The 25,352-nt window shown below is 64.6% G+C and carries 29 protein-coding genes and 1 tRNA gene; 14 read left to right on the forward strand and 16 right to left on the reverse strand.

Annotated features, from left to right (window positions below; genetic code table 11):
- Positions 1-4: 4 nt before the first annotated feature.
- The 3 genes from ACEN9O_RS08545 (at position 5) to ACEN9O_RS08555 (ending at position 2,286) form a co-directional block, all read left to right on the forward strand.
- Entirely contained in the window at positions 5-352 is a 348-nt protein-coding gene (locus tag ACEN9O_RS08545) for an MmcQ/YjbR family DNA-binding protein (RefSeq protein ID WP_495617145.1), read from the forward strand.
- A 7-nt stretch (positions 353-359) separates the two neighbouring features.
- Positions 360-1,616 carry a phenylacetate--CoA ligase family protein gene (locus ACEN9O_RS08550; protein ID WP_495617146.1) on the forward strand — a complete coding sequence of 419 codons (1,257 nt, stop codon included), beginning with the start codon at positions 360-362 and terminating at the stop codon, positions 1,614-1,616.
- A gap of 100 nt (positions 1,617-1,716) precedes the next feature.
- Entirely contained in the window at positions 1,717-2,286 is a 570-nt protein-coding gene (locus ACEN9O_RS08555) for a hypoxanthine-guanine phosphoribosyltransferase (RefSeq protein ID WP_495617147.1), read from the forward strand.
- Between the two features lie 3 nt (positions 2,287-2,289).
- On the opposite strand, the gene ACEN9O_RS08560 is transcribed toward ACEN9O_RS08555, so the two are convergent.
- The gene (locus ACEN9O_RS08560) at positions 2,290-3,480 is read right to left on the reverse strand and encodes a tetratricopeptide repeat protein (protein WP_495617148.1); all 1,191 of its coding nucleotides are present in this window, start codon (positions 3,478-3,480) and stop codon (positions 2,290-2,292) included.
- Positions 3,481-3,558: 78 nt separating this feature from the next.
- Between ACEN9O_RS08560 and ACEN9O_RS08565 the strand changes: the two genes are divergently transcribed.
- Complete coding sequence (locus ACEN9O_RS08565; RefSeq protein ID WP_495617149.1) at positions 3,559-3,732, forward strand: hypothetical protein; 174 nt, start codon at positions 3,559-3,561, stop codon at positions 3,730-3,732.
- 197 nt (positions 3,733-3,929) lie between these two features.
- A complete protein-coding gene (locus ACEN9O_RS08570) occupies positions 3,930-5,399 on the forward strand; it encodes an amidohydrolase family protein (protein ID WP_495617150.1) in 1,470 nt (489 codons plus the stop codon).
- A 99-nt stretch (positions 5,400-5,498) separates the two neighbouring features.
- Here the strand turns inward: ACEN9O_RS08570 and ACEN9O_RS08575 are convergent, their stop codons facing one another.
- From ACEN9O_RS08575 to ACEN9O_RS08585, 3 genes are all read right to left on the reverse strand, one after another.
- Complete coding sequence (locus tag ACEN9O_RS08575) at positions 5,499-6,452, reverse strand: NAD(P)H-dependent flavin oxidoreductase (RefSeq protein ID WP_495617151.1); 954 nt, start codon at positions 6,450-6,452, stop codon at positions 5,499-5,501.
- Positions 6,453-6,550: 98 nt separating this feature from the next.
- Positions 6,551-7,459: an MBL fold metallo-hydrolase gene (locus tag ACEN9O_RS08580; protein WP_495617152.1), complete on the reverse strand. Its 909-nt coding sequence runs from the start codon at positions 7,457-7,459 to the stop codon at positions 6,551-6,553.
- Positions 7,456-7,686, reverse strand: coding sequence for a DUF1289 domain-containing protein (locus tag ACEN9O_RS08585; RefSeq protein ID WP_495617153.1), 231 nt, complete (start codon positions 7,684-7,686; stop codon positions 7,456-7,458). The genes ACEN9O_RS08580 and ACEN9O_RS08585 overlap by 4 nt, the downstream gene beginning before the upstream one ends.
- Positions 7,687-7,773: 87 nt before the next feature.
- On the opposite strand from ACEN9O_RS08585, the gene ACEN9O_RS08590 reads away from it, so the two are divergent.
- Both ACEN9O_RS08590 and ACEN9O_RS08595 read left to right on the forward strand, forming a co-directional pair.
- Positions 7,774-8,187 carry a CopG family transcriptional regulator gene (locus tag ACEN9O_RS08590; RefSeq protein WP_495617154.1) on the forward strand — a complete coding sequence of 138 codons (414 nt, stop codon included), beginning with the start codon at positions 7,774-7,776 and terminating at the stop codon, positions 8,185-8,187.
- Between the two features lie 33 nt (positions 8,188-8,220).
- Complete coding sequence (locus ACEN9O_RS08595; protein ID WP_495618445.1) at positions 8,221-9,435, forward strand: extracellular catalytic domain type 1 short-chain-length polyhydroxyalkanoate depolymerase; 1,215 nt, start codon at positions 8,221-8,223, stop codon at positions 9,433-9,435.
- Here the strand turns inward: ACEN9O_RS08595 and ACEN9O_RS08600 are convergent, their stop codons facing one another.
- Genes ACEN9O_RS08600 through ACEN9O_RS08620 form a run of 5 tightly spaced genes read right to left on the reverse strand, consistent with a single transcriptional unit; the run spans position 9,436 to position 14,740 of the window.
- Positions 9,436-10,569, reverse strand: coding sequence for a response regulator (locus tag ACEN9O_RS08600; protein WP_495617155.1), 1,134 nt, complete (start codon positions 10,567-10,569; stop codon positions 9,436-9,438).
- A gap of 13 nt (positions 10,570-10,582) precedes the next feature.
- A complete protein-coding gene (locus ACEN9O_RS08605) occupies positions 10,583-13,642 on the reverse strand; it encodes a hybrid sensor histidine kinase/response regulator (protein WP_495617156.1) in 3,060 nt (1,019 codons plus the stop codon).
- A gap of 16 nt (positions 13,643-13,658) precedes the next feature.
- Positions 13,659-13,865 (reverse strand): cysteine-rich CWC family protein, encoded by a 207-nt coding sequence (locus ACEN9O_RS08610; protein WP_495617157.1) that lies wholly within the window; start codon positions 13,863-13,865, stop codon positions 13,659-13,661.
- A gap of 7 nt (positions 13,866-13,872) precedes the next feature.
- Positions 13,873-14,118: a zf-HC2 domain-containing protein gene (locus ACEN9O_RS08615; RefSeq protein WP_495617158.1), complete on the reverse strand. Its 246-nt coding sequence runs from the start codon at positions 14,116-14,118 to the stop codon at positions 13,873-13,875.
- Positions 14,119-14,164: 46 nt separating this feature from the next.
- Positions 14,165-14,740, reverse strand: a complete 576-nt coding sequence (locus ACEN9O_RS08620) for a sigma-70 family RNA polymerase sigma factor (protein WP_495617159.1) — start codon at positions 14,738-14,740, stop codon at positions 14,165-14,167.
- Positions 14,741-14,885: 145 nt separating this feature from the next.
- Here ACEN9O_RS08620 and argB point away from each other — a divergent pair, with 145 nt between their 5' ends.
- Together argB and ACEN9O_RS08630 are read left to right on the forward strand one after the other, a co-directional pair.
- Entirely contained in the window at positions 14,886-15,779 is an 894-nt protein-coding gene (argB, locus tag ACEN9O_RS08625; RefSeq protein WP_495617160.1) for an acetylglutamate kinase, read from the forward strand.
- A gap of 54 nt (positions 15,780-15,833) precedes the next feature.
- Positions 15,834-15,908 (forward strand) — tRNA-Thr (locus tag ACEN9O_RS08630).
- A 22-nt stretch (positions 15,909-15,930) separates the two neighbouring features.
- On the opposite strand, the gene ACEN9O_RS08635 is transcribed toward ACEN9O_RS08630, so the two are convergent.
- Complete coding sequence (locus ACEN9O_RS08635) at positions 15,931-16,818, reverse strand: TraB/GumN family protein (RefSeq protein ID WP_495617161.1); 888 nt, start codon at positions 16,816-16,818, stop codon at positions 15,931-15,933.
- A 64-nt stretch (positions 16,819-16,882) separates the two neighbouring features.
- Between ACEN9O_RS08635 and ACEN9O_RS08640 the strand changes: the two genes are divergently transcribed.
- From ACEN9O_RS08640 to pabB, 3 genes are read left to right on the forward strand one after another with little or no spacing between them, the layout of a single operon-like run.
- On the forward strand, positions 16,883-17,605 hold the full coding sequence (locus tag ACEN9O_RS08640) for an HAD-IA family hydrolase (RefSeq protein WP_495618446.1): 723 nt from the start codon (positions 16,883-16,885) through the stop codon (positions 17,603-17,605).
- Positions 17,606-17,647: 42 nt separating this feature from the next.
- Positions 17,648-18,241 carry a nucleoid occlusion factor SlmA gene (gene slmA, locus ACEN9O_RS08645; RefSeq protein WP_495617162.1) on the forward strand — a complete coding sequence of 198 codons (594 nt, stop codon included), beginning with the start codon at positions 17,648-17,650 and terminating at the stop codon, positions 18,239-18,241.
- 4 nt (positions 18,242-18,245) lie between these two features.
- Entirely contained in the window at positions 18,246-20,096 is a 1,851-nt protein-coding gene (pabB, locus tag ACEN9O_RS08650; protein WP_495617163.1) for an aminodeoxychorismate synthase component I, read from the forward strand.
- Here the strand turns inward: pabB and ACEN9O_RS08655 are convergent.
- The 3 genes from ACEN9O_RS08655 to ftrA form a co-directional block, all read right to left on the reverse strand.
- Complete coding sequence (locus ACEN9O_RS08655; RefSeq protein ID WP_495617164.1) at positions 20,093-20,554, reverse strand: GNAT family N-acetyltransferase; 462 nt, start codon at positions 20,552-20,554, stop codon at positions 20,093-20,095. The two genes, pabB and ACEN9O_RS08655, sit on opposite strands and share 4 nt — an antisense overlap.
- Positions 20,554-20,913 (reverse strand): DUF1428 domain-containing protein, encoded by a 360-nt coding sequence (locus ACEN9O_RS08660; RefSeq protein ID WP_495617165.1) that lies wholly within the window; start codon positions 20,911-20,913, stop codon positions 20,554-20,556. Before ACEN9O_RS08660 ends, ACEN9O_RS08655 begins: the two co-directional genes overlap by 1 nt.
- 66 nt (positions 20,914-20,979) lie before the next feature.
- Positions 20,980-21,936 carry a transcriptional regulator FtrA gene (ftrA, locus tag ACEN9O_RS08665; protein ID WP_495617166.1) on the reverse strand — a complete coding sequence of 319 codons (957 nt, stop codon included), beginning with the start codon at positions 21,934-21,936 and terminating at the stop codon, positions 20,980-20,982.
- Positions 21,937-22,033: 97 nt separating this feature from the next.
- Here ftrA and ACEN9O_RS08670 point away from each other — a divergent pair, with 97 nt between their 5' ends.
- A complete protein-coding gene (locus ACEN9O_RS08670; protein ID WP_495617167.1) occupies positions 22,034-22,435 on the forward strand; it encodes a rhodanese-like domain-containing protein in 402 nt (133 codons plus the stop codon).
- Between the two features lie 2 nt (positions 22,436-22,437).
- Here the strand turns inward: ACEN9O_RS08670 and ACEN9O_RS08675 are convergent, their stop codons facing one another.
- The 3 genes from ACEN9O_RS08675 to ACEN9O_RS08685 all read right to left on the reverse strand — a co-directional run bounded on the left by ACEN9O_RS08675 (position 22,438) and on the right by ACEN9O_RS08685 (position 24,328).
- A complete protein-coding gene (locus ACEN9O_RS08675) occupies positions 22,438-22,695 on the reverse strand; it encodes a hypothetical protein (RefSeq protein WP_495617168.1) in 258 nt (85 codons plus the stop codon).
- Between the two features lie 80 nt (positions 22,696-22,775).
- Positions 22,776-23,384, reverse strand: coding sequence for a glutathione peroxidase (locus tag ACEN9O_RS08680; protein ID WP_495617169.1), 609 nt, complete (start codon positions 23,382-23,384; stop codon positions 22,776-22,778).
- A 41-nt stretch (positions 23,385-23,425) separates the two neighbouring features.
- On the reverse strand, positions 23,426-24,328 hold the full coding sequence (locus ACEN9O_RS08685; protein ID WP_495617170.1) for an NmrA family NAD(P)-binding protein: 903 nt from the start codon (positions 24,326-24,328) through the stop codon (positions 23,426-23,428).
- Between the two features lie 62 nt (positions 24,329-24,390).
- Here ACEN9O_RS08685 and ACEN9O_RS08690 point away from each other — a divergent pair, with 62 nt between their 5' ends.
- Positions 24,391-25,329, forward strand: coding sequence for a LysR family transcriptional regulator (locus ACEN9O_RS08690; protein WP_495617171.1), 939 nt, complete (start codon positions 24,391-24,393; stop codon positions 25,327-25,329).
- Positions 25,330-25,352: the final 23 nt, after the last annotated feature.

Genomic DNA, 25,352 nt, shown 5'->3' on the forward strand with positions numbered 1-25,352 from the left:
GCACATGAATATCAAGCAGGCCAAGGCCCTGTGCCGCACCTTCCCCGGCGCGACCGAGGATACCAAATGGGGCGCCGACCTCGTGTTCTCCGTCGGGGCAAAAATGTTCGCCGTCACCGAGCTCGATGACAAGGCCTGGGGCATCAGCTTCAAGGTGGACGACGAGCGCTTTCTGGAACTGACCGACCGCCCAGGCATCATCCCCGCGCCCTACCTGGCGCGCGCCAGGTGGGTGTACGTTGAAGATTTAAAAACCCTCAGCGACGCCGAAGCCAAAGAACTTCTGGCGCGCTCTTATGAACTGGTGTTCGGCAAACTGACCAAGAAGCTGCAACGCGAGATACAAGGATAAACAAATCATGGCCGATACCTACGACAGTCTCGAAACGCGCCCGCCCGAACAGCGCGAGCGCGAACTGATGTCACGCCTGCCGCAGCTGGTGGCGCGCGCCAAGGCCGCCGCCGGCTGGTCGCGCATCCTGCATGACGTCAACGCAGCCGGCATCGACAGCCGCGCAGCCCTGGCGACGCTGCCGGTGACGCGCAAGTCCGAGCTGCACGCCTTGCAGAAGCAGCAGGCACCGTTCGGCGGCCTCAATACCACGCCCATCGGCGAGCTCTCGCGCGTGTTCATGTCGCCCGGTCCGATCTTCGATCCGGAGGGCCGCGGCCAGGACTGGTGGCGTTTCGCGCGGCCAATGTACGCGGCCGGCGTGCGCGCCGGCGGCCTGCTGCAGAACTGCTTCTCGTATCACTTCACGCCGGCGGCTTTCATGGTCGAGGGCGGCGCCGCGCGCATAGGCTGCGCCGTGATACCGGCCGGCGCCGGCCAGACCGAGCTGCAGGTGCAATCCATCAGCCACCTGCGGCCCGATACCTACATCGGCACGCCGTCCTTCCTGAAGATCATCATCGAAAAAGCGCAGGAACTGGGCGCGGACGTCAGCAGCATCCAGAAGGCCCTGATGTCCGCCGAGGCGCTGCCCGAATCGCTGCGCAGCTGGTTCGTCGAACACGGCGTGCCGCACGTGCTGCAATGCTACGCGTCTGCCGATATCGGCAGCATCGCCTATGAAACGCAGAGCGGCGGCGTGCGCGATCCCGGCATGGTGCTGGACGAGGACCTGATACTGGAAATCGTCCGCCCCGGCAGCGGCGACCCCGTGCCGCCTGGCGAAATCGGCGAGGTGGTCGTCACCCTCTTCAATCCGGACTATCCGCTGATCCGCTTCGCCACCGGCGACCTGTCGGCGATATTGACCGACGCACCGCCCTCGCCCTGCGGCCGCACCAACACCCGCATCAAAGGCTGGATGGGTCGCGCCGACCAGACCACCAAGGTGCGCGCGATGTTCGTGCATCCGTCGCAGGTGCACGACGTCACCCGCCGCCATCCGGAAATCGTCAAGGCGCGGCTGGTGGTGTCGGGCCACATGGCGCAGGACGTGATGACGCTGCACTGCGAAGTGGCCGATCCGTCCAGCGCATCGAGCGCGGTCGCCATCACCGAATCGATACGCGACCTGACCAAATTGCGGGGTGAAGTGCGGTTTGCCACCATCGGCAGCCTGCCCAACGACGGCAAGGTGATCGACGACGTCCGCGACTACACATAAGCCGCGGCTGATTGTGGTGGAAAACCAACGGCATGCGGCGAGGCGGGATATGGCGGATAATAGCGCACTCACCACCTGTTTTTAGAAGCCGAAGAAGATCATGCAAGACTTCCACCACAACCGCGCCCGCGCCCTGCTGGAGAACGCGGAAGAACTGTTCAGCAAGGCAGACGTCGACCAAGCCGTCACCGCGATGGCCAACACCCTCAACGCCCGTTTCGACCGGCCGGACAGCGACTCCTTCCCGCTGGTGCTCGGCGTGATGGGCGGCGCCGTGGTCTTCACGGGCAACCTGCTGCCGCAACTGACCTTCCCGCTCGAATTCGACTACATCCACGTCAGCCGCTACGGCGACGACGACAAGGGCGGACAAGTAGTCTGGAAAGTGGTGCCGCGTTCGAACGTGGCCGGCCGCGTGGTCATCGTGCTGGACGATATTCTGGACGAAGGCGAAACGCTGGCCCACGTCAAACAACGCCTGCTGGACATGGGCGCCTCCGAAGTGGTGCTGGCCGTCTTCGCCGACAAGGCGATCGGCAAGGCCAAGCCGTGCAAGGCCGACATCGTCGGCATCACCATTCCCAACCGCTTCGTCGTCGGCTTCGGCATGGACGCCTACGGTTACTGGCGCAACCTGCCAGGCCTGTGGGCCATCCAGACCGAGAACTAAGCCTTACGGCCGCAGGCCGTATGCGTCGACGAATTTGCGGATGCCGTCCGGGTGTTCGCGCTTCCACGCCTCGAACTCGGGGCGCCAGGACTCCTTGTACTGCAACAGCATCAGCGCGGTCTCCAGCTGGCCGGCCTTGGCCAGCATGCGCATGGTCTTCAGGTTTGGATCGGTGACTTCGCCGACGCCGTTGGCGGCCAGTTCATCGGCCACCTTCATCGCGCCCTCCCATGACGCCAGCTCGATGGCGAACGGCTTGTCGGTCACCTTGTCTTCACGGTTCTTGCCACGGATATTCGCCTCCTGCGCGGCGAGCATCAGCCACACCGCGCCGTCGGGACTCTTTTGCGCGACAGGTCCGCTGTATCCTTCATCCAGATTGATGACGAACTTGCCGGTCGCAGGGTCCATCATCGTGCTGGCCTTGCGCTTCATCCGCAGGGGCGTCAGCGGATAGCCGTTGGCCGCGCGCAGGGACGCCAGCTTGTCCCAGCTGGGGCGCTGGCTGGGCTGTGCGGCGATACCGCTCAACAGCGCAGCTTCGGCTGCGGCACGCTTGCCCTGCCTGGCCAGCGCATCGGACAGGAAGCGCCACGCCTGGCCGTTCAACGGCTCCAGCACCGCCGCCTTGCGGAACCAGGCTTCCGCTTCCGGCATATTCTGCTGCATGTAGTACGTATCGCCGAGATACACCAGCACCGACGAATACTGCGGATCCACCTTGGCCGCCTGTTCGTATTTGGCACGCGCCTCTTCCGGCTTGTTCCCCTGGTACAGCACTTCGCCCTCCCGCGTCAGCTCCCAGGCTTGGGGCGACGGCACGTGCAGCGGCGACTCCTTGTCGTCCTGCAGCGAGCGCAGTACCTCCTGCGCCAGCGGGTCCTGGGGGTCGAGGCCCAGCGCCTGGCGCGCCGCGCCTTCCGACTGCTGCCGCAGCTTGGCCACGTTGTCGCCGCTGGCGCCCAGCGAGGCCATCAACAGCACATGGGCGACGTAGGACAACGGCGTCGATGACGCCGGATCGGCCTTCATCGCTGCGGAAAATTTGTTCAACGCATCCTGGTACTTGCCCTGCGCAGCCAGCACCGCACCTTCCTGCACCAGCGGCTTGGCCGCCTCGTTGGGCAGACCGGCGGCACAGGCATGGGCGCCGGCCAGCGCCAGCACCATCGTCAACACATGGATTTTTTTCATCGGGGTGAACGTCACTAATTGATAAGGTTGGAGTTAGTATAATTGCTTTCCGTCCCAGAAAATGTCAGCATCGACGGAATGTACAATTTGATACTTTCGTGGCTCTTCCTGCTGGCGATAGGCCAATCGTTCCTGATGACGGTGACGCTGCTCAGCGGCCATCAGGCGGAGATGCGCACCGCTAACCGCCTGCTGTCCGCGCTGCTGCTGGTGTTCGCGGCCATCACACGCCGCACGAACTGTCCCAGGTGATCAACGAAAACTGCGACGCCAATTTCGCGGATTTCCTGAACCGTCACCGCGTCGAAGCCCTGAAACAGGCTTTGCACGCCCCGGGCGAATTCCGCGAGCACGCAAAAACGCCCACGTAGCAGGTACCAAATCATCATTTGAGACGCAAAACGCTGCATACGGCTGCACACTGGCCTCCTCACAACACGGAGCATCACATGAAAACCACTCGCATTCTCGCCAGCCTTTCCCTCTTCCTCTGTGCCCAGGCCTGGGCCGGCCAGCAGACCTGGATCACCAACGTCAAGCTGGTGTCACCGGAAAAACTGGACCGCATCGAAAGCGGCAGCGTGCTGATCGAAGATGAACGCATCGTCCGCGTCGAACGCGGCGCGGGCAAGAAAACCCCGGCCGGCGCGCGCCGCATCGATGGCAAAGGCCAGTACCTGACGCCCGGGCTGATCGACTCGCACGTCCATCTGCTCTCCGTCCCCGGCATGAGCTTCGAGCAGGCCGACCAGAAGAAGACCATGGCCGCCGAATATTTCGCGCAGATGCCGCGTTCCTTCCTCTACTACGGCTACACCACGGTGATCGACCTGGCCGCCCTCAACCGCGAACTCATCGACCGCGTGAAAGCCACGCCGCTGCACCCGGACGTCTACGACTGCGGCGCGCCGCTGGTGTTCGCCAACGGCTACCCGTCGAACTACGCGCCGCCGGAAAGCCGCTTCGAGATGTTCTCCAACTTTATCTACGACCCGGCGCAGGCCGACAAGATCCCCGCCCGCTTCAAGCCGGAGGACTACACCCCGGCCAAGGGCGTGGCGCGGGCCAAGGCCGACGGCGCCATCTGCGTCAAGACCCACTTCGAACACGGCTTCGGCACCATGCACAACCTGCCGGTGATGAGCCCCGCCGTGTACGCGGAAGTGCGCGCGGCCGCCAGCAAAGAAGGCTTGGTGCTGATCACCCATGGCAATTCGTTCGAAGCACAGACCTTCGCCGTCAACGGCGGCGTCGACGTGCTGGCGCACGGCATGTGGAACTGGGGCGAGATGGACAAGGAGCAGGAACTGCCGCCCAAGATCAAGCAGCTGCTGGACAAGATCGTCGAGCGCAGGACCGGCTACCAGGCGACGATGCAGGTGATGCATGGCATTAGCGCCTACTTCGAACCGGCCTACCTGAACAACCCGGCGCTGGCCAAGCTGCTGCCGCCGTCCATGCTGGCCTGGCTCAAGACACCCGAAGGCAAATGGTTCAGGCAGGAGCTGGCGGAAGACGAAACCGACGCCGTGGCATTGAAGGGAATGGAGGCGCCGCTGCGCCGCCAGCAGCAGGTGGTGGCCTACCTGGCCAGCAAGGATGCCAACTTCGTGTTTGGCACCGACACGCCGTCGTCGCCGACCTACGGCAACATCCCCGGTCTGAACGGCTACCTGGAGATGCAGGACCTGCACAATGCCGGCCTGTCGCTGACGCAGCTGTTCAAGGCGGCCACCATCAACAATGCCCGCACCTTCAAGATCGATGCGCAGGTGGGCACCATCGAAGCGGGCAAGCTGGCCAACCTGGTGCTGATGAAGATGTCGCCGCTGGCCGATATCCGCGCCTACGACAGCGTCGACACGGTCTGGGTGCGCGGCAAACAGGCTGCGCGCGACAGCTTGGAAGTCGCGCATTAGCCAGCAGCGCCCCCCAGGCCAAGGCAGGGGTCAGCCCCCGTTCGGGGTCTGACCCCTATGTGCTGCGGCCAACTCCGAAGAAAAGGCCGCGGGTTGGTTTTACAGGCTCAGTCGCGCGCGCGCGGCATCGTACTCCCGCTTCAGGCGCGCCACCATGTCGGCGGTGGTCGGCACGTCGTCCATCAGGCCCACGCCCTGGCCTGCGCCCCAGATGTCGCGCCACGCCTTGGCGCTGCTGGAGCCGAAGTTCATCGAGCTCTTGTCGGCCTGCGGCAGCGCTTCCGGATCCAGGCCTGCGGCGACGATGGATTTTTTCAGGTAGTTGCCGTGCACGCCGGTGAACAGGTTCGAATACACGATGTCCGCCGCCGTCGATTCCACGATCGCATTGCGATAGTCATCGCTGACGTTCGATTCCTGCGTCGCCAGCCAGCGCGAGCCGATGTACGCGAAGTCGGCGCCCATCGCCTGAGCCGCCAGGATCGCATCGCCGGTGGCGATGGAACCGGACAGCGCGATCGGGCCCTTGAAGAATTTGCGGATTTCGCCCACCAGCGCGAACGGCGACAAGGTGCCGGCATGGCCGCCGGCACCGCTGGCCACCAGGATCAGGCCATCGACGCCCGCCTCCAGCGCCTTCTCGGCGTGGCGGATCGAGACCACGTCGTGCAGGACGATGCCGCCGTAGCTGTGGATCGCATCCAGCATCTCTTTCGGCGGCGCGCGCAGCGAGGAGATGATGATCGGGATCTGGTGCTTGACGCAGACTTCCACGTCATGCGCCAGGCGGTCGTTCGACTGGTGCACGATCTGGTTGACGGCGATCGGGCCGACGCGCTTGTCCGGGTTGGCGGCCTGGAACTCGGCCAGCTCTTTCTGCAAATCGGTCAGCCACACATCCAGCAGCTCCGCCGGACGCGCGTTCAGCGCAGGGAAGGAGCCGACGATGCCGGCCTTGCACTGCGCCGCGACCAGGGCCGGGCCGCTGGCGATGAACATCGGCGATGCGATGACTGGAAGGGAAAGGTTTTGCAACGCTACAGGCAGGGCCATGTCGAACTCGCTGTCGGTGAGTGAAGGAAAATCGATTATAGATCGAAAATAGTACGACCGTGCCGAAAATAGGCGGCTTCCTCTATATTTCCTTGCGACTACTCGTTAAGTAAGTACTCACCCTCGACACGGGCCGCTGCGGCACGCACCAGCTGGCCCACCGCCCAGGTAGCGACCTGCTCCGGCGTCTGTTTCAGGAAGTTGGTGTTGGCCTTTTCAAACACCGGCAGTTCCATCAGCAGCTGCGGCACGTCCGCCAGCGGGATGCGCTGGCGCTCCAGCAGCAGGAACTTCAGCAGCACCTTCAGCGCGTTCTGCGCGTTGCGCAGCGGATCGGTCTCCAGATAGTCCAGCCGCGAGCGCGCCCGCGCCAGCGCGCCGGCCACGTCGTCGAACGGCTTGCCGTGGCCGGGGATCACCAGCCGCACATCCAGACGCTCGATCACGTCCAGCGTGGCGCGCTCCTCGGCGAAGCCGGACTGGCCGTCCAGCTCCGGGAAGATGATGCCGAAGCCGTTTTCCCACAGCGCGTCCGCCGAAATCAGCAGCCGCTCCTGCGGGCAGTAGAAGATCAGCGAATGCGGATCGTGGCCTGGCGCGCCCAGCGCCTGCCATTCCATGTCCGCCAGTTTCAGCACGTCGCCTGGGGCGACGGTGGCGTCGAAGGTAAACCGCTCGCAGCGCTGGCCGGTGGCCTTGAAGCTGAGCGCCTCCACGTCCCAGCGCCGCACCTTGTCCGCCTCGGCGACCGGGATCGAGGTGCGGCTGCCGAAATGCGCCTGCAGGATGGCGTTGCCGCCGCAATGATCGGAATGCAGATGGGTGTTGATGATCTGGTCGAGATGGCGGCCACGCAGCGCATGGCGCACCAGCTCAAGCGTTTGCGGCGCGTGGCTCAGGTAACCGGTGTCGATGATGGCCGTGTCGTGGCGGCCCAGCAGCATGATGTTGTTGGACGACAGCCAACCGCGTTCAAAGACCTGGATCGAAGCCGGGAGCGCGTTCATTCGTCGTCGAAGTTGATTAATTGTTCACGGCGGCGGATTTCCGCCCACACGCCGCGCTTGTAGTCGTCGTCCGCCTGGGACCAGGCGACGATCTCCGGGATGGTGCGCATGCAGCCTAGGCAGTACAGGCGGTCGGCGTCCATTTTGCACAGGCTGACGCAGGGCGACGGCACCGGCGTGGCCAATTCCGGCGCAGCGGGGGAAGTTAAGTTAGCTGGTTCACTCATGCCGCCATTATGCCCGCGAACGCGCTTGACTTGGTGATTTTCAGACCTATACTACCATCCATATAGATGGTAACCGGATGGAGACTCATGGCAAAGCAAGAATTAAAACTGAAGACCGCTGAATCGGAAAAGATCACGATCAACCTCGGGCCTATCGACCTGGGACAAATTGATCTGTTGGTGCAGGAAGGGTTTTACTCCAACCGCACCGACTTGATACGCACAGCGATCCGCAATCAGTTGAACCAGCACGCCGACGTCGTGAAACAGACGGTGGCGCGCAAAAGCCTCGTACTCGGCATGCAGCACTATTCGCGCGCCGACCTGGAAGCCACGCAGGCGGCCGGAGAGCGGCTGCAAATCCAGGTACTGGGCCTGGCCAGCATCGCCAGCGACGTTTCGGTCGAACTGGCACTGGCGACGATCGAATCAATCTTCGTATTGGGATCGCTGCATGCGAGCGCCGTACTCAAAACCGCGCTGGCAAAACGCATCCATTAAAGGACTAACATGAAATTACCACTGTTTTCACAAATGCGCGAAGCGGCGCAAAAGCTAATGAACAAAAGCGCCACAGCCACCATCCAGCAGGCGATGGAGAGCCTGCGCGGACATCCGTCCATGCAGTCGGCCGCCCAAACACAGCCCCCGCAACCAGCGATGCGCGACATCAATCCGCCGCCGTCCCGCGCAACCGCGGAAGCGGCGCCCGGCCCTGCGGCCAAGGCCGCGCCGGAACCAGCCGCGCCGCAGCACAACGGCGCCACACCGAATCCGGCCACGCATCCGGCCGAATTCGCGCAGGATATGCTGAACCGCATGGGCATCAAGGTCGACCTGCAAGCTAATATCGACCGCGCCCTCGACGTCGGCGCCATCATGCATCCGGCGCCGGAAGTGCCGCTGCCGGACGGCGCACAGTTCATCAAGGGCAGCTACACCAACCACGCCGGCACCCGCAACTACAAGCTGTACATCCCGGCCAGCTACCATGGCCAGGCGATGCCGCTCATGGTGATGCTGCATGGCTGCACCCAGAATCCCGACGATTTCGCCACCGGCACGCAGATGAACCAGCTGGCCGAGGAAAACAAATGCTTCGTGCTCTACCCCGAGCAGACGCCCAACGCCAATCAACACAAGTGCTGGAACTGGTTCAGCGCCATCGACCAGCAGCGCGACCAGGGCGAACCGTCCATCATCGCCGGCATCACCCGGCAGATCACCGACGACTACCCGGTCAACAAGCGTCAGGTGTACGTGGCCGGCCTGTCGGCGGGCGGCGCGATGGCGGTCATCGTCGGCACACTGTACCCCGAACTGTTCGCGGCGGTAGGCGTGCATTCGGGGCTGCCGTTCGCCTCGGCGCAGGACCTGCCGTCGGCGCTGGCGGCCATGAAACGAGGCGCTGCCTCGCCGCGCAAGGCCGGCGACGGCTCGCAGCCCATCATCGTCTTCCACGGCGACAGCGACAGCACCGTCCATCCGCGCAACGGCGAACAGGTGATCGAACAGCTGCTGCATCGCCAGCAAGGCAAGTCATCGGTGCAATCGGGCAGCGTGCCGAACGGCCACCGCTACACCCAGACCACCCACACCAGGGCGGACGGCACGCCAATCGGCGAACACTGGGTGGTGCACGGCGCCGGCCATGCCTGGTTCGGCGGCAGCGGCAGCGGCACCTACACCGACGCCAAAGGCCCGGACGCCAGCCGCGAGATGCTGCGCTTCTTCCGCACCGTCAGTTGATCAGCCGCTGAAGCGCTCGATCTTCTCGCGGTGCTGCTCCATGTCGTGGTCCGAATCGGCGTAGCGTTTGGCGATGTCGACGAAGTCCTGCTGCAGTTCCAGGAAGGCGTCGACCATGTCGGGATCGAAGTGCTTTCCTCGTCCCTCGATGATGATGGCCACCGCCGCCTCGTGCGACATGCCGGCCTTGTAGACGCGGCGGCTGATCAGCGCGTCGTACACGTCGGCCACCGCCATCAGCCGCGCGGAGATCGGGATGTTGTCGCCGCTCAGGCCTTCGGGATAGCCGCTGCCATCCCACTTCTCCTGGTGGCCGTAGGCGATCTCCTTGGCGAACTTGAGGAAGTCCACCTCCACCCCCAGCTCGCGCTCGGCCTGGCGGATCGCGTCGCGGCCCAGCGTGGTGTGGGTTTTCATGATCTCGAACTCGTTGCCCTCGAAGCGGCCCGGCTTGAGCAGGATGCGGTCCGGGATGCCGACCTTGCCGATGTCGTGCAGCGGCGCGGACTTGAACAGCAGTTCGATATTCTTATCGGTCAAAAAATCGCTGAAGCGCGGATTGGTGCGCAGCTTTTCCGCCAGCGTCTTCACGTAGTGCGCAGTGCGGCGGATATGGTTGCCGGTTTCGCTGTCGCGGGTTTCGGCCAGCGAGGCCATGGTGTGAATGGTCACATCCTGCAAGGCGACGACTTCGCGCGTGCGCTTTTCGATTTCCGTTTCGAGGAAGTGGTTCTGGTCGCGCAGGAAGTCGTGCACCCGCTTCATCGACAGCTGGGTCTTGATGCGCGCCTGCACGATGGGCGCGGAGATCGGCTTGGTGATGTAGTCGGCCGCGCCCAGGCTCAGGCCCAGCTGCTCGTCCACCGCCTCGCTCATGGCGGTGACGAAGATGACCGGAATGTCGCGCGTGTCTGGATTGGCCTTGAGCGCCTTGCAGACATCGTAGCCGCTCATCCCCGGCATCATCACATCCAGCAGGATCAGGTCCGGCTTGGATTCGCCGTTGGCGATCTTCAGGGCGCGTTCGCCGTTGACGGCGATCTTGGTGCGGTAATCGTCCTCCAGCACGGCGCACAGCAGATCGATGTTGTCCGGGATATCGTCGACCACGAGGATCGTTGGTTTTGCGTTCATCGGCAGTCTCTCTTCACAAGGCGATGTTCAGTGCATCGGCGGCGGCCTTCAGTTCGTCCAGCGCGCCTTCAAAATCATATTGTCCCAGCATGCGCCGCATCTGTCGCGCGTGTTCGGCCTGGCCGGCGGCGGTCAGCGTGCCGCACAGGCGGTCCAGCAGCTTGACGGCGGCGCCGTCGTCCTGCGAAAGCAGGCGCGCCATCTCGTGCGCCATCGACGCCAGTTCCGCCTGGTCGACCGCTTGCGCGGCCGGTGCGGGCCCGGTGGCGTCGGCGGCCGGCTTGCCGTCCATCGACATCGCCATCGCGATGCGCGCCACCAGGTCGTTCAATTCGCTCGCCATGTCGGCGATGGCCTCGTCGCGGCCCTTGGTCGCGCCCATCGCCAGCATCTGCTCCACCTTGCCGGCCGCATCGGCCATGCCGCCGGCGCCGATATTGCCGGCCAATCCCTTGACAGTATGCGCCTCGCGCGTGGCCCCGGACAAATCGTTGTTCTCGATGGCGGTGGCGATGCGCTGCATGGCGTCGATCTGGGTTTCGACAAAGCGCGACAACAGCTTGCGCATCAGCTTAACATTCCCGCCCACGCGCTGCAGCGCCGCTTCCATGCGCAGGCCGGCGACCGCTGGCAGCGTCTCGTCGCGGCCGGCGCCGGCCGGCGTTTCCTCCGCCGCCACCGGCGCCAGCGGGTTCTTCACCTTGACCCAGCGCGCCAGCGTCGTGAACAACTGCGCCACGTCGATAGGCTTGGCGATGAAGTCGTTCATACCGGCGGACAGGCACTTCTCCTTGTCGCCGACCATGGCGTTGGCGGTCATGGCGATCACCGGCAGGCTGGCGTAGCGGGCGTCCTCGCGCAGCTTGCGGGTGGCGTCGTAGCCGTCCATCACCGGCATCTGGCAATCCATCAGCACGCCGTCGTAGTCGGCCACGGCGATCTTCGCCAGCGCCATCGCGCCGTTGACGGCGATATCGACGCGGATGCCAGCGTCGCTGAGGATCTGCTGCGCCACCTCCTGATTGACCTCGTTGTCCTCCACCAGCAGCAGGTAGGCGCCACGCACGGCCTCTTCGGCCGCCATATAGTCGGCGCGGCGGCGCGTACTGCGGCAGCGGCTCAGGTCCTTGCCGAACACGGTGGAGATCGAATCGAGCAGCGTCGACGCGCTGACCGGCTTGTTCAGCATGGCGTCAATGGCGATGCCGCGCGCCTCGTCCATCAGCACATCCCGGTTGTAGGCCGTGACCATGATGAAGGCCGGCGACTCGGCGCCGGCGGCCGCGGCTTGCTCGCGTATCGCCTGCAGCGTCTCCAGGCCATTCATGCCGGGCATTTGCCAGTCCAGCAGCACAATATTGAAAGGCCGGCCTTCGCTGCGGGCCTGCGCCACCATGTCGACGGCGCGCTGGCCGCTGTCGGCGCAGGCGGCGTTGAACTGCATGGTCGACAGCATACCCATGAAGATTTCGCGGGCGCTGGCGTTGTCGTCCACCACCAGCGCGCGCAGGCCGGAAATGTCAGGCAGCGGCAGCGGCGCCTCGACGGTGGCGATGCCGAATACCGCCGTGAAGTAGAAGGTGCTGCCGACGCCGGGCTGGCTTTGCAGCCCGATCTCGCCGTCCATCAGCTCGACCAGGCGCTTGCTGATGGTCAGACCCAGGCCCGTGCCGCCGTGGTGGCGCGTGGTCGAGGTGTCGGCCTGCGAGAAGGCCTGGAACAGGCGCGCCTGCTGTTCCGGCGTCAGGCCCGGGCCGGTGTCGCGCACCTCGATCCGCAGACGCACGCGTTCGTCCGGCAGCCGTTCCTGCACGTGGATCGTCACCACGATCTCGCCCTGCTGTGTGAACTTGATGGCGTTGTTGGTCAGGTTGATCATCACCTGGCCGAAGCGCAGCGGATCGCCGACCAGCGCCTGCGGCACGTCCGGCGCCACATCGAACAGCAGCTCCAGTCCCTTGTCCTGCGCCCGCATGACGGACAGGTCGGCGATATTCGCCATCACGTCCTCGACGTAGAAATCGACCTGCTCGAAGGCCAGCTTGCCGGCCTCGATCTTCGAGAAGTCCAGGATGTCGTTGATGATGCCCAGCAGGTTCTTGGCCGCGCCCTCCACCTTCTCCAGGTAGTTGCGCTGCTTGGGCGTGAGGTCGGTCTGCAGCGCCAGGTGGGTCATGCCGATGATGCCGTTCATCGGCGTGCGGATCTCGTGCGACATATTGGCCAGGAAGTCGGACTTCATCTTGGTCGCATCCTCGGCCACCGTCACCGCGCGGCGCAGCTGCTGCTCGGCCGCCAGGCTGGCCGTCATCAGCTTCAGCGCGTGCAGCAGTTCGCCCGTCTCGTCCTGCGAGGTCACCTCGATCACGGAACTGAGGTCGCCCTGCCCGACCCGCTTGGCGATGCCGATCGCCGCCTCCAGCGGCCGCGTGATCGAACGCGCCGAAATGCCGAAGCCTATCCCCACCAGCACCGCCGTGCCGCCCATCAGCGACATCAGCACCAGCGAAAAATTGATGTCGGCGCGCGCCCGCGCGGCGCTGGCCATCACCTGGCTTTGCTGCAGCTGGTCCAGCAGTTTGATCTGCTCCAGCAAGTGATCCAGCGCCGGCAGCGCCATCGCGTTCATCTTTTCCTCGGCCTGGTCGCGGTCTTCCGCCTCCACCATGTCGGCCACCGCGATGAAGGTGTCGTAGTAGGCGGCGCGCGCCTGCTTGACCTTTTCGATCTGCGCCCGCGCTGCCGGCGTGGCGTCCAGCTTGGCCAGCAGTTCCAGCTGGGCGTCGATATCGAGCTTGATGCGGTCGATGCGGCTGTAGCTGTCCACGCGGTGCTTCTGGTCCTTCTGGATGATCAGCGTGACGATGCGGGTGGCCGCCTCGCGCGACTGCGTGTCGATGGCGTTGATGGCGGCGCTGGCGGCCCAGTCCTGGTGCAGGATATGGTCGCTCTCGGCGCGGATCGAGTAGATGCGGCTGACGCCGACCAGGATCACGCCGATCAGCAGCAGGATCAGGATGATGTAGCCGCTGCTGATGCGCGCGCGGATACCCATGTCGCTAAAACGGCGCATGCATGCTTCCTTCAGGCTAGCCGGCCGGCTTGGGCTGGGCGGCGCGTTGGTCCAAAATATGCTGTTTCAGACAGTCCGGGCACCAGCAGCTGGCGCCCGGCGCGGACGGCACCGGCAACGACGCCGGCAAATACGTGCACCAGCAAGGCTGCGCCGGCGCCGCCGGATCGGCATCGACCATGGCGCAGCTGAATTGGGCGCCGCAGCGCGAGCAGGTGCTCATGGCGCGCCTACGGGTGGTGATGTTCCGCGTGCTCGTCGTCGTCCAGCGGCGGCGGGCTGTCGTCCGGGAAGCGGTGCATGGCGGTGCGCAGCAGCGACATCTGGCCGTTGAACCGGGTGCAGGCGTCGCAGACCATCAGGTGCAGCCGCATGCGGGTGCGTTCAATGAAGGACAGGTCGCGGTCCATCCCTTCCGACACCAGCCGGTGTACTTCGCGGCAGGTCGGTTTCAAGCCGGTTTCATGTGGTTCCATGGTCGCAGACAATAAGTGAGACAGTAAGTGACGCTAAGTGGCGCGGTCACGTGGCCTGGCGGTTGCCAAACCAGTTCAGGTCCAGGCATTCGCGCAGACGCAAGCGCGCCCGGTACAGGAGCACCCAGGCATTAGACGTTGTAATCGCCAGTTCCTTACAAATTTCGTCGGTTTCCAGCTCCAGCCACTCGCGCATCATGAAAATGCGAGCGGTCTTGGCGGGCAGCTTTTCCAGGCAAACCTCCAGCACCTTGAAGAAATCCTTCTGCTCCAGCGTCGCATCCGGGTCGCCCCAGGCCAGCGGCTGCGCGACGGTGTGGCCGTCGGCCTTGAACAGCGCGTCGATGGCGTCGTCCTCGGACTGGTCCTCGGCGGTGTCGATCTGGCGTTCGCGCGAGCTGGCGCGCAGACAGTCGATGATCTTGAACTTCAGGATGCCCGTGACATAGGTGCGCAGGGAAGATTGTCCGTTGAAGCGTTCGGGCTTTTCCAGCACGGCGATCAGCGCGTCCTGGACCGCGTCCTCGGCCAGCGCCTGATTCCGAATTTGCAACTGTGCAAATCGAACAAGCAGGGGGCGCATGACTTCCAACTGGCGGTGAAGGGTATCGATAGGGCTCATATGACGGCCAGCGTATCGGATGATCCGGGAAAATACAACCGGATAGCCCTATAATGCATGGTTGATTGCAGCATCAGGCTGTAAAATTGCACAGAATTTTCTAACCGGACTCGCCATGACCCAACTGACTAACCTTAACTTAGGCATGACTGACGACTTGACCGCGGTGGCGCCGCAGATCAAGGCGCAGATCCTGGCTGAGGCCCTGCCCTACATCCGTAATTTCCATGGCAAGACCATTGTCATCAAATACGGCGGCAACGCGATGACCGACGAGCGTCTGAAACACGGCTTCGCCCGCGATGTCATTTTGCTCAAACTGGTGGGCATGAACCCGGTCGTGGTGCACGGCGGCGGTCCGCAGATCGACAACGCGCTGAAAAAAATCGGCAAGCAAGGCACCTTCGTGCAGGGCATGCGCATCACCGACGAAGAAACCATGGAAGTGGTGGAGTGGGTGCTGGGCGGCGAAGTCCAGCAGGACATCGTGATGCTGATTAATCACTACGGCGGCCAGGCAGTGGGCCTGACCGGCAAGGACGGCGGCCTGATACGCGCCAAGCGGATGGCCATGCCGGACCGCGACAATCCGGGCCAGTTCCTCGACATCGGCTTCGTCGGCGAGATCGACGCGATCAACCCGGCCGTGGTCAAGGCGCTGCAGGACGACGCCTTCATCCCCATCATTTCGCCGATCGGCTTCGGCCAGGACGGCCAGGCGTACAACATCAACGCCGACGTCGTCGCCGGCAAGATCGCCGAGATCCTGAAGGCTGAAAAGCTGATCATGATGACCAACATCGCCGGCGTGCAGGACAAGCAGGGCAACCTGGTGACCGACCTGTCGGCGCGCGAGATCGACGAGATGTTCGCCGACGGGACGATTTCGGGCGGCATGCTGCCTAAAATTTCATCAGCTTTGGACGCGGCCAAGTCCGGCGTCAACACGGTTCACATCATCGACGGGCGAATTGAACACAGTTTATTGCTCGAGGTGTTGACCGAACAGGCTTTTGGCACTATGATCCGGTCTCACTGAAAAAACGGCGATGCACTTTTAGCCGCGATTTCAAGTGCATCGTCATACCAGTACGCCCTTTTAGCTCAGTGGTAGAGCACTCCCTTGGTAAGGGAGAGGCCACGTGTTCAATCCACGTAAAGGGCACCATTCCTGTAGTACCCCTCCCCGTTCAGTAAATCCGTTCCACCGTCATGCCGCGTTTGCGCAGCAGTTCCGGCACGCTGCCGTTACCGATCAAATGCAGTATGCCGATCGCCGCCACGCTGTTGTTCTCGCGCGCCATCAGCTTGGCCATGCCGTCGGCCAGCGTGGGATTGCGCCCGTCCAGCAGCACCTTCTGCACGAAGCGGCCGGAGAAGCTGTCGTCCATCTCCGCCTTGAGCGCCAGCGCGTCCAGCGCGATGGTGTCGGCCTTGCGCCAGGCGTCGGCGATCTCGCGCGCCTGGTTGGCCTGCTCCTTGTCCTCGATGCCGGCGATGGCCTCCTGCAGGAAGATCAGCTGCTCATCGGCGCTCATCTGGTCGAACAGCGCCATCTGGCTCTCGGCCGATTCCAGCTCGATCACCTTCTGGCCGCGGCCGTGCGCCTGCCGCGACAAATGCGCATCCACCGCCAGCGCCGCTTCGTAGCCCTGGGCCGAGAACTCGCTCACCGTCAGCAGGCTGGCCAGCAGCCAGGGCTTCATCGCCGCCACCGTCTCCGGTTCGATGTTGTACTGCTTGAGCAGGCGGTCCAGCCGCAGGCGCCAGTCGGCCGACAACTCGGGGCCGGCCGGGCCGCCCTTGGCCAGCATGCCGTGGCGCTGCACGGCGCGCATCAGCGGCTGCTGGTCGCCCAGCGGATCGATCTCCAGCGCCAGCACCGGCGCCTTCTTCAGCACCGCCGCGATGCGCGGCTCCAGCGGATAGAAATCGGCCGCGCCGACGTGGATGGTGCCAAACAGGTACAGTGTATGGCCGCCCTGCTGCACCTTGAACAAGGCGCCGTGGTTGGGTACCTGGACCTTGTCCGCGGCCCATGCCGGCATCAACGTGAAACAGAGTAAAGTCCAGAACATCACTATAATCTGGCGCTGTATGGCTTCCCGCATGGCTTCCTTAGATGACTGACTTGAAGTGAACATTATTACCCGCAACGCCCCGGTGTGGCTATTCGATCTGGATAACACGCTGCACAACGCCTCCCACGCGATCTTCCCGGCGCTCATGGCCAATATGAACGCCTACATCGCCGATGTGCTGGGCGACGGCGTCACGCCCGCCGGCGCGGACGCGGTCAACGCCGCGCGCACGCTGTACTGGCGGCGCTACGGCGCCACCATGCTGGGACTGGTGAAGCACCATGGCGTCAAAGCCGCGCATTTTCTCGACGAGACCCACCGCTTCGACAGCCTGCCCGACATGATCCGCGCCGAACGCGGCCTGCGCCAGCTGCTGCGCCGCCTGCCCGGCCGTAAAATCCTGCTGACCAACGCGCCGCACCGCTATTCGACGCAGGTGCTGCGCCACCTGGGCCTGCAGCGCCAGTTCAGCCACCACGTCTCGGTCGAAGCCATGACGGTGCACCGGCAGATGCGGCCCAAGCCGTCCAAACTGCTGCTGCGCAAACTGATGCGCCGCCATGGACTCACGCCCGGCCGCTGCGTGCTGGTCGAGGATACGTTGGCCAATCTGCGCAGCGCCCACGCGCTGGGCATGCGCACCGCGTGGGTCACGCAGTACCTGAAAGTGGGCGACGCGGTCGGCCTGGCGCATCCGCAAAAAAGCTTAATTCGCCCCGCTTATGTCGATGTCAAAGTAAAATCTGTCAGGAATCTGCCGGCACGCCTGCATCATCTGCGCTGAACGGAACCACTAACACTCTCATTCACTTATCCGCGAGATCACATGGCAAGCAACCCGCCGGGCCAGCGCCGCATGCAAATTCTGCAAGCGCTGGCGGAGATGCTGGAACAACCCAAAGGCGAGAAGATCACCACCGCCGCGCTGGCGCGCAAGCTGGAATTTTCCGAGGCCGCGCTGTACCGGCATTTCGCCAGCAAGGCGCAGATGTTCGAGGGGCTGATCGAGTTTATCGAGTCGACGGTGTTCGGTCTGATCAACCAGATCGCCGAACGCCAAAACGACGGCCTGGCGCAGGCGCGCGACATCCTCGGCATGCTGCTCAACTTCGCCAGCCAGAATCCCGGCATGACGCGGGTGCTGACCGGCGAGGCGCTGGTGAACGAGGACGAGCGGCTGCAGCTGCGCATCAACCAGTTCTACGAGCGCGTCGAGCTGGCGCTGAAACAGGCCTTGCGCCTGGCCGCCGCCGAAGGCCAGGCACACGAGCCGGAGGTGCAGGCGCGCGCCGGCATGCTGGTGAGTTTCATCATCGGCCGCTGGCACCGTTACGCCAAGAGTGGATTCAAGAATAACCCGGCGCAGGACGCGCCGCTGCAAATAGCCCTGTTGCTGCCGTACGTAGAAAATGAACGCTGAATAAATGAACGCCGAATGCTTCGCACTGCTGGATGACGCCAGCCCGGAGGGTATGCAAACTCCGGGCGCTCGTTCACGCCTGTACTCCGGCCACACCGGCACCCTGCGTTGCGACGACATCGGCCAGTGGCCGCAACTGCTGGAGCGGATGCAGGCGGCGCTGACGCGCGGCGAATATGCCGTCACCGTGTGCAGCTACGAGCTGGGAGCGGAGCTGCTGGAGCTGGGCCCACCCGTGGCCCGCGCCGCGGACGCCCCGCCGCTGGCGCAGATCCTGCTGTTCTCGCAATGCACCCAGCTGTCGCCGGACGAAGTGGGCGAATGGCTGGCGGCGCACTCCTTCCCGATCGAGCGGCCGTCCGGCATCGCCAACATCCGCGCCAACATCGACCAGGAGACCTTTAGCGGGGCCCTGGCGCGCATCCACGACTACATCGAGGCCGGCGACACCTACCAGGTCAATTACACGTACAGGCTGCGGTTTGACGCGTTTGGCAGCATCCACGCGCTGTATGCGCGCCTGCGCGGACGCCAGCCCGTGCCCTATGGCGCGCTGGTGGGACTGGAGGACGGCACGGCCATCCTGTCGCTGTCGCCCGAACTGTTCGTCCGCCACGAGAGCGGCGTGCTGACCGCGCGGCCGATGAAGGGCACCGCCCCCGCCGCGCCGCCGTCGCAAGCGGAGGAGAACATCCTGCGCGCCACCACGCTGGCCGCCGATCCGAAGAACCGCGCAGAAAACCTGATGATCGTCGACCTGCTGCGCAACGACATCGCCCGCATCGCACAGACCGGCAGCGTGGAGGTGCCCGCGCTGTTCGAGGTGCACCGCTACAGCAGCGTGCTGCAAATGACGTCCACCATCACCGCCAGGCTGCGCGACGATGCCACGCTGGCCGACATCTTCAACGCGCTGTACCCGTGCGGCTCGATCACCGGCGCGCCCAAGCGGCGCACGATGGAGATCATCCGTGAACTGGAGCCGGCCCCGCGCGGCATCTACACCGGCGCCATCGGCTGGTTCGATCCGCGCGGCGACGGCAAGGTGGGCGACTTCTGCATGTCGGTCCCGATCCGCACGCTGACGCTGCAGGCGCCGGCCCACCCGAACGGCGTACGCCGCGGCGAGATGGGCGTGGGTGCCGGCATCGTCTTCGACAGCGACGCGCAGGAGGAATACGCCGAATGCCAGCTCAAGGCACGCTTCCTCACCGGCCTGAAAAACGACTTCGAGATTTTCGAGACCATGCGCGCCACGCGGGCGGACGGCGTGCGCCATCGCGCGCGCCATCTGCGGCGACTGGCGGCATCGGCAATCTGCTTCGGCTATGCCTGGGACGAGGCGGCCGCCAACGCCTACCTCGACACCGCCTGCGCGATGCTGGATGCGGGCGTCGACTACCGGCTGCGACTGGCGCTCAGTTCAGCGGGCGCGTTCTCGGTGCAGCATGCGCCATTGGCGCCGTTGACCGAGCCGGTGCGCGTGCTGCTGGCGCCGGACGCCACCGACTCGGGCGACCTGTTCCTGCGTCACAAAACCAGCATCCGCAGCCGCTACGACGCCGCCTGGCGCGAGGCCGAGGCGCAGGGCGCTTTCGATACGCTGTTCTTCAACGAGCGCGGCGAACTGACCGAAGGTGGCCGCAGCAACGTCTTCGTTCACGTGGACGGCCGCTGGCTGACACCGCCCCTGGGCAGCGGCGTGCTGCCCGGCGTGATGCGCGGCGTGGTGCTGGACGATCCGCAATGGCAGGCCAGCGAGGCCGTCATCACGCGCGCGATGCTGGCGGCGGCCGACGAGATCGTCGTCTGCAACGCGCTGCGCGGCGCCATGCGGGCCGTGCTGGCAAGCTAGGAACGCCACTCCAGCATCTTGTACGGGCCGGCGTCGCCGGTCACGCGAAATCCCAGACGCTCATACAAACGCTGCGCCGGATTGCTGCCCTCCACGTGCATGCTGACGCTGCCGCCATCGCGCGCGGCATCCTGCTGCAAGCCTTGCAGCAGTTGCGTGCCTATGCCCTGGCCTTGCCACGGCGGCAGCAAGGCGATGTCGATCACGTGCGTGACCTGCGGCCGCCGCGCGACGTAGATGCGGCCTATCGCCGTGCCATCCAGTTCGACGATATCGAACTGCGCGTCGGGATAGGCCGCGCGGTAGTGGCGGTCCTGCGCATCGAACTGCATGCGCAGGAAAATCTCGGCCTGGCTGGAATGCCAGCCGAACAGGCCGATTTCGTTCGCGCGCGTGGAGGCGTACACGCTGCGCAGGAAAGCCTCGTCCCCGGGCTGGCTGGATCGGCGTGCCAGCATCACAGGTCGATCATCATTTCGAAGCCGCCATAGATCATGCGCTTGCCGTCGAAGGGCATGTTCTTCGGATCCATGTAGTGGGCGATGCGCGGGTCTTTCATCACCTTCTCGTTGATCTCGTCGCGCGCCGCGCGGGAGGCGTAGACGATCCACGAGAACACCACCACCTCGCCCTCCTGCAGGTCGACGCTGAGCGGGAAGGACGTCACCTTGCCGGGCGGGACATCGTCGCCGATACATTCGCGGAATTCGAGCGCGCCGAACTCCTTCCAGACCTTGCCGCATTCCAGCGACATTTTCTTGTACGCCTCAACGTTTTCCTTCGGAACAGGAATCACAAAACCGTCTGCATAGGACATGGTTGTCTCCTTCTCAGTGTGGGGATTCAGGGTAGCCAAATATGGCCGAAATGACAAGCAGCCCCATTAAATCGCGTGGGCGAAGCGGCGGCGGTAGGCGCCCGGCGTGGTGGCGGCCAGCCGGCGGAAATGGTGGCGCAGCGATTCCTCCGAACCGAAGCCGGCACGCTCGGCGATCTGCGCCAGCGGCACGTCCGGCACTTCCAGCATCTCCTTGACGAGGGCGACACGCTCGCGGATCAGCCATTCGACCGGACCCAGGCCGGTCGCCTGCTGGAACTGGCGCTGCAAGGTGCGCGGACTCATCGCGGCGCGCTCGGCCATGCTGTGGACGGTGTGCGGCTGCTCGGGATGGCTGCGCAGCCAGTCCATCAGCCGCGACAGGCGGCCCTGCTCGCCCTGCACCATCGGCCGCGGCAGGAACTGCGCCTGGCCGCCCTCGCGATGCGGCGCCACCACCAGCCGCTGCGCCACCAGGTTGCCAACCTTGGCGCCGTAATCCCGTCGCACCAGATGCAGCAGCATGTCGAGGCCGGCGGCCGATCCGGCGGCGGTGATGATCTGGCCGTTGTCCACGTACAGGTCGTCAGGCTGCACCTGGATCTGTGGATAACGTTGGGCCAGGCGGTCGGCGTAGCGCCAGTGGGTGGTGGCGCGCTGGCCGTCCAGCACGCCGGCGGCGGCCAGCACGAACACGCCGGAGCAGATCGAGCACAGGCGGGCGCCGCGCCGGTGGGCGGCACGTATCATGTCCAGCACCGCAGGCGGCGGCAGCTCGTCGGCGTCACGCCAGCCGGGAATGACGACGGTGTCGGCCCGTTCCAGCAGCTCGGGCGCGTACGGCGCCTGCACGGTGATGCCGCCGGCCGCGCGGATCGGGCCGGGTTCGACGGCGCAGACCGCGAAGTCGTACCAGTCCACGTCCAGCTCGGGGCGCTCCAGCGCGAACAGCTCGACCGTGCAGCCGAACTCGAAGGTGCACAGGCGGTCGTAGGCCAGTGCGACAACCAGATGTTTTTTCATGGCGCAATCTTAACGCAGAATGGCCGGTGCGCCACTGCCGGCGACGGCGGCGGCGGCGCACAATGGCGTCACTGTCCACTCATTGAAGGAGATCATGATGTCCGCCAAGTCCCTCGTCGCCGCCATTCCCGCCGCCGCCAGCAGCGATGCGCTGGCCCGCTTCGAAGCCAGCTTCAGCTACGAAACCGACTGCTGGGACGTGCACGACGCGCTGACCAACGGCCCCCGGGATTTCGTCCTGCTGGATGTGCGCGGCACGGAGAAATACGCGGCCGGCCACGTGCCGGGCGCGCTGGACCTGGCGCACCGCAAGATCATTGGCTCCAAACTGGCCGAGTTCCCGGCCGACACGCTGTTCGTGGTGTACTGCGCCGGCCCGCACTGCAACGGCGCCGCCCGCGCCGCCGTGCGCCTGGCGCAGCTGGGCCGGCCGGTCAAGCTGATGCCGGGGGGGATTACTGGCTGGGTGGATGAAGGCTTTGCCCTGGTGACAGCGTAGAGTCACGGGACTTCGATAAACTTGCCCGCTTTAAAATAACCCCTCGCCACCCGCCCATCAAGTTCGCGGATGACCAGCTTGGGGTCCTGCGGATCGGCGCTGAAGATGGGCGTGCCCGGCTCAGCGAGCACATCGGCTAGCGCGATCACGGCACGCTTGCCGGTGTTGCGCGCCCGAACCAGTTGGAAGGCGGTCGAAGGTTTCGTCCGGACGGTAATGCCGCCAACCGAAATATCAAGCAAGTGACTAGTACGCGCCATGGCGCCTCCACACTGACGATTGAGCCACCGAGGCAGCCATTACTGGTAGACCTCGGCCCTGCTCAAAAGTTCAGCACAGCTTACATCGCCAGCGCTTTCTCCACCGCGCCGACCAGCTGCTTGTCCGAAGGCGTGACCTTGCTGCCGAAGTTTTCCACCACCTTGCCGTTGCGGTCGATCAGGTATTTGTGGAAGTTCCAGGCCGGCGCCTTGCCGGTGATTTTGATCAGGTTGGCGAACAGCGGATTCGGCTCCTTGCCCGACACCACCGACTTGGCAAACATCGGGAACTTCACGCCGTAGGTGTTGTAGCAGAAATCAGCGATTTCCTTGCTGCTGCCCGGCTCCTGCTGGCCGAAGTCGTTCGACGGGAAGCCCAGCACCACCAGGCCCTTGCTGCTGTACTTGGCGTACATCGCCTCCAGGCCTTCGTACTGGTTGGTGAAGCCGCAGTAGCTGGCCGTGTTGACCACCAGGATCACCTTGCCGGCGTACTGGCACAGGTCCTGCGGCGACTCGTCCTGCAAACGCTTGAAGGTCTGCTTGAGGATGGCCGGGCAGCTGCCCACAGCAGCGGCCGGGGCCGCCGCCGTCGACGCGGCGGTGGCGGGCGCCTGGGCAAACGCGGACGCGCTGGCCAGCAAAGTCAGCGAGGAAAGCAGGCATAACTGGGCAAAGGTCTTGGACATGGTGATGGGCCGAAAAAGGAAAAGACCATTTTATGCCAATCCTAACCAGCTTGCTTGCCGAGCATCGTTTGAATGACTTGTTCCAGCGTGGTGGTTCCCGCCCATGCGAGCGCGCCCGGATCGCTCTTGATGTCGATATGCGGGTTGTTGAGGCCACGCGTCATTTCGGTGAACCCGGCAAGCGCGGCCGCCGAGAAACCGGCATCCGCCAGCGCTTGGGGCCAGTCCGCTTCCGGCAGGACCGCCACGTGGACGGGCTTATCGAGCGCGGCTGACATGATCGCGGCGACATCGTTCGGCGCGTAGTCCCGAGGCCCCGACAAGGTCACAATGCAGCTGCCGGCCCGCTCTTCTTGCAGCAAGGCCGCTGCGGCGCTCCCGACATCCACAGTCGCCACCATGGGGATGGCACGCTGCGCGGGTGCCAGGAATGTAGGCAGGGTGCCGCTGCGCACGGCCAGTCCGACCATCGGCGCCCAGTTCTCCATGAAGTAGGCCGCGCGCAGGAAGACGGTGGGCACACCTGCTTCTCCCAGGCGCTGCTCGAACATGCGGTTCATGCCGATCCATCCGGTTCCGCTTTCGCGGTCGGCGCCCACCGAGGACAGGGCCACCAGCCTGGGCACCTCCGCCGCCGCAGCGGCGCGCGCCGTGGTGTCGGCAATCAAGCCGGCCCTCTCGAACAGGTCTTCACGGTTGTAAGATTGCGGGCTGACGACATAGGCGCCCTGCGCCCGACTGAGCGCCCTGGTCATGGAAGCCAGGTCGGTCAGGTCGGCCACCGCGATCTCTGCGCCGCGCTCGGCCCACATGCGGCCTTGGGCCGGATCGCGCACGACAACGCGCACAGCTTGCCCGGCGCGCAACAGCGCATCGGCGGCAGCGGCGCCGGTGCGGCCGGTCACGCCGAACACAACGTAAGGAAGGTGAGGGGAAGCAGCCATATAAAAATCTCCTGTTAAGATGAAACTGAAGGGTGCATGATTGTTCGAAATGCATCAATGGCATGAAAGTCATAGTGAAAATGCACCAAGTGGATTTGTCTTCAGTCGACCTCAACCTGTTAAAGCTGTTCGACGCTCTCGTGCGGGAGCGCAGCGTCACCCAGGCGGGCCTGCGCCTGGGCTTGAGCCAACCGGCCGCCAGCCGCGCGCTGGCACGACTGCGCACCATGCTCGGTGACCGCCTGGTGGTGCGCGGCAAGCTCGGGCTGGACCTGACGCCACGCGGTGAAATGCTGGCTGGCCGGGTGGCCAGGCTGCTGGAAGATGCCAGAGGTATCGTCTCGCCCGCCGTCTTCGATCCCGCCTCCGCAACGGGGCGGATCACGATCGCCGCGCACGACCATCTGAGCTTGCTGGTCCTGGCCGGTTTAATCGCGCGCCTGGAGCGCCATGCGCCCGCGCTCAGCCTGCATATCGCCCAACCTGCCGGGGACAACGTGCGGCTCGTCGAGCAGGGGACCGCGGATCTGGCACTGGGCATTTTCGAGGCCCTGCCCGGCAGCCTCTATCGGCGCGGCCTCTACACCGACAGCATGGCGTGCGTGGTGAGATCCGGTCATCCCGGGCTGGCGGGCGGCCTCAGCCTGGAACGTTATCTGACGCTGCGCCACGTTGCCGTGACGATTTCCGGCGTGGGAGAAAGCGCGGTCGACGCCGCCCTCTCGACACTGGGCCACACCCGCCACGTCGCGCTGCGCGTTCCGCACTTTCTTGCCGGCGCGATGTTGGTGGCGGATAGCGACATGATCCTTACACTGCCTGGCCGTCTGGCGCGCCGGCTTGCGGAAAAGCTCCCGCTCATGCTGCTGGATTTGCCGCTACAAGTCGCCCCCTTGTCGCCGGCCATGATCTGGCACGAGCGCTTCCACGGCGACCCCGCTCATGTCTGGATCAGGCAGCAGCTGGTCGACGTCGTTGCCTCGTTCAATACGGCCGGGTAAATGTTGCCCGCGCACGATTGAGC

It is taken from the genome of Duganella sp. Dugasp78, from assembly GCF_059491455.1.

What these genes read in the sequence shown, in the direction of transcription:
- ACEN9O_RS08545 (WP_495617145.1), top strand. Translation starts at nt 5, where the DNA reads ATGAATATCAAGCAGGCCAAGGCCCTGTGCCGCACCTTCCCCGGCGCG.
- ACEN9O_RS08550 (WP_495617146.1), top strand. Translation starts at nt 360, where the DNA reads ATGGCCGATACCTACGACAGTCTCGAAACGCGCCCGCCCGAACAGCGC.
- ACEN9O_RS08555 (WP_495617147.1), top strand. Translation starts at nt 1,717, where the DNA reads ATGCAAGACTTCCACCACAACCGCGCCCGCGCCCTGCTGGAGAACGCG.
- ACEN9O_RS08560 (WP_495617148.1), bottom strand. Translation starts at nt 3,480, where the DNA reads ATGAAAAAAATCCATGTGTTGACGATGGTGCTGGCGCTGGCCGGCGCC.
- ACEN9O_RS08565 (WP_495617149.1), top strand. Translation starts at nt 3,559, where the DNA reads ATGTACAATTTGATACTTTCGTGGCTCTTCCTGCTGGCGATAGGCCAA.
- ACEN9O_RS08570 (WP_495617150.1), top strand. Translation starts at nt 3,930, where the DNA reads ATGAAAACCACTCGCATTCTCGCCAGCCTTTCCCTCTTCCTCTGTGCC.
- ACEN9O_RS08575 (WP_495617151.1), bottom strand. Translation starts at nt 6,452, where the DNA reads ATGGCCCTGCCTGTAGCGTTGCAAAACCTTTCCCTTCCAGTCATCGCA.
- ACEN9O_RS08580 (WP_495617152.1), bottom strand. Translation starts at nt 7,459, where the DNA reads ATGAACGCGCTCCCGGCTTCGATCCAGGTCTTTGAACGCGGTTGGCTG.
- ACEN9O_RS08585 (WP_495617153.1), bottom strand. Translation starts at nt 7,686, where the DNA reads ATGAGTGAACCAGCTAACTTAACTTCCCCCGCTGCGCCGGAATTGGCC.
- ACEN9O_RS08590 (WP_495617154.1), top strand. Translation starts at nt 7,774, where the DNA reads ATGGCAAAGCAAGAATTAAAACTGAAGACCGCTGAATCGGAAAAGATC.
- ACEN9O_RS08595 (WP_495618445.1), top strand. Translation starts at nt 8,221, where the DNA reads ATGCGCGAAGCGGCGCAAAAGCTAATGAACAAAAGCGCCACAGCCACC.
- ACEN9O_RS08600 (WP_495617155.1), bottom strand. Translation starts at nt 10,569, where the DNA reads ATGAACGCAAAACCAACGATCCTCGTGGTCGACGATATCCCGGACAAC.
- ACEN9O_RS08605 (WP_495617156.1), bottom strand. Translation starts at nt 13,642, where the DNA reads ATGCGCCGTTTTAGCGACATGGGTATCCGCGCGCGCATCAGCAGCGGC.
- ACEN9O_RS08610 (WP_495617157.1), bottom strand. Translation starts at nt 13,865, where the DNA reads ATGAGCACCTGCTCGCGCTGCGGCGCCCAATTCAGCTGCGCCATGGTC.
- ACEN9O_RS08615 (WP_495617158.1), bottom strand. Translation starts at nt 14,118, where the DNA reads ATGGAACCACATGAAACCGGCTTGAAACCGACCTGCCGCGAAGTACAC.
- ACEN9O_RS08620 (WP_495617159.1), bottom strand. Translation starts at nt 14,740, where the DNA reads ATGAGCCCTATCGATACCCTTCACCGCCAGTTGGAAGTCATGCGCCCC.
- argB (WP_495617160.1), top strand. Translation starts at nt 14,886, where the DNA reads ATGACTGACGACTTGACCGCGGTGGCGCCGCAGATCAAGGCGCAGATC.
- ACEN9O_RS08635 (WP_495617161.1), bottom strand. Translation starts at nt 16,818, where the DNA reads ATGTTCTGGACTTTACTCTGTTTCACGTTGATGCCGGCATGGGCCGCG.
- slmA (WP_495617162.1), top strand. Translation starts at nt 17,648, where the DNA reads ATGGCAAGCAACCCGCCGGGCCAGCGCCGCATGCAAATTCTGCAAGCG.
- pabB (WP_495617163.1), top strand. Translation starts at nt 18,246, where the DNA reads ATGAACGCCGAATGCTTCGCACTGCTGGATGACGCCAGCCCGGAGGGT.
- ACEN9O_RS08655 (WP_495617164.1), bottom strand. Translation starts at nt 20,554, where the DNA reads ATGCTGGCACGCCGATCCAGCCAGCCCGGGGACGAGGCTTTCCTGCGC.
- ACEN9O_RS08660 (WP_495617165.1), bottom strand. Translation starts at nt 20,913, where the DNA reads ATGTCCTATGCAGACGGTTTTGTGATTCCTGTTCCGAAGGAAAACGTT.
- ftrA (WP_495617166.1), bottom strand. Translation starts at nt 21,936, where the DNA reads ATGAAAAAACATCTGGTTGTCGCACTGGCCTACGACCGCCTGTGCACC.
- ACEN9O_RS08670 (WP_495617167.1), top strand. Translation starts at nt 22,034, where the DNA reads ATGTCCGCCAAGTCCCTCGTCGCCGCCATTCCCGCCGCCGCCAGCAGC.
- ACEN9O_RS08675 (WP_495617168.1), bottom strand. Translation starts at nt 22,695, where the DNA reads ATGGCGCGTACTAGTCACTTGCTTGATATTTCGGTTGGCGGCATTACC.
- ACEN9O_RS08680 (WP_495617169.1), bottom strand. Translation starts at nt 23,384, where the DNA reads ATGTCCAAGACCTTTGCCCAGTTATGCCTGCTTTCCTCGCTGACTTTG.
- ACEN9O_RS08685 (WP_495617170.1), bottom strand. Translation starts at nt 24,328, where the DNA reads ATGGCTGCTTCCCCTCACCTTCCTTACGTTGTGTTCGGCGTGACCGGC.
- ACEN9O_RS08690 (WP_495617171.1), top strand. Translation starts at nt 24,391, where the DNA reads ATGAAAGTCATAGTGAAAATGCACCAAGTGGATTTGTCTTCAGTCGAC.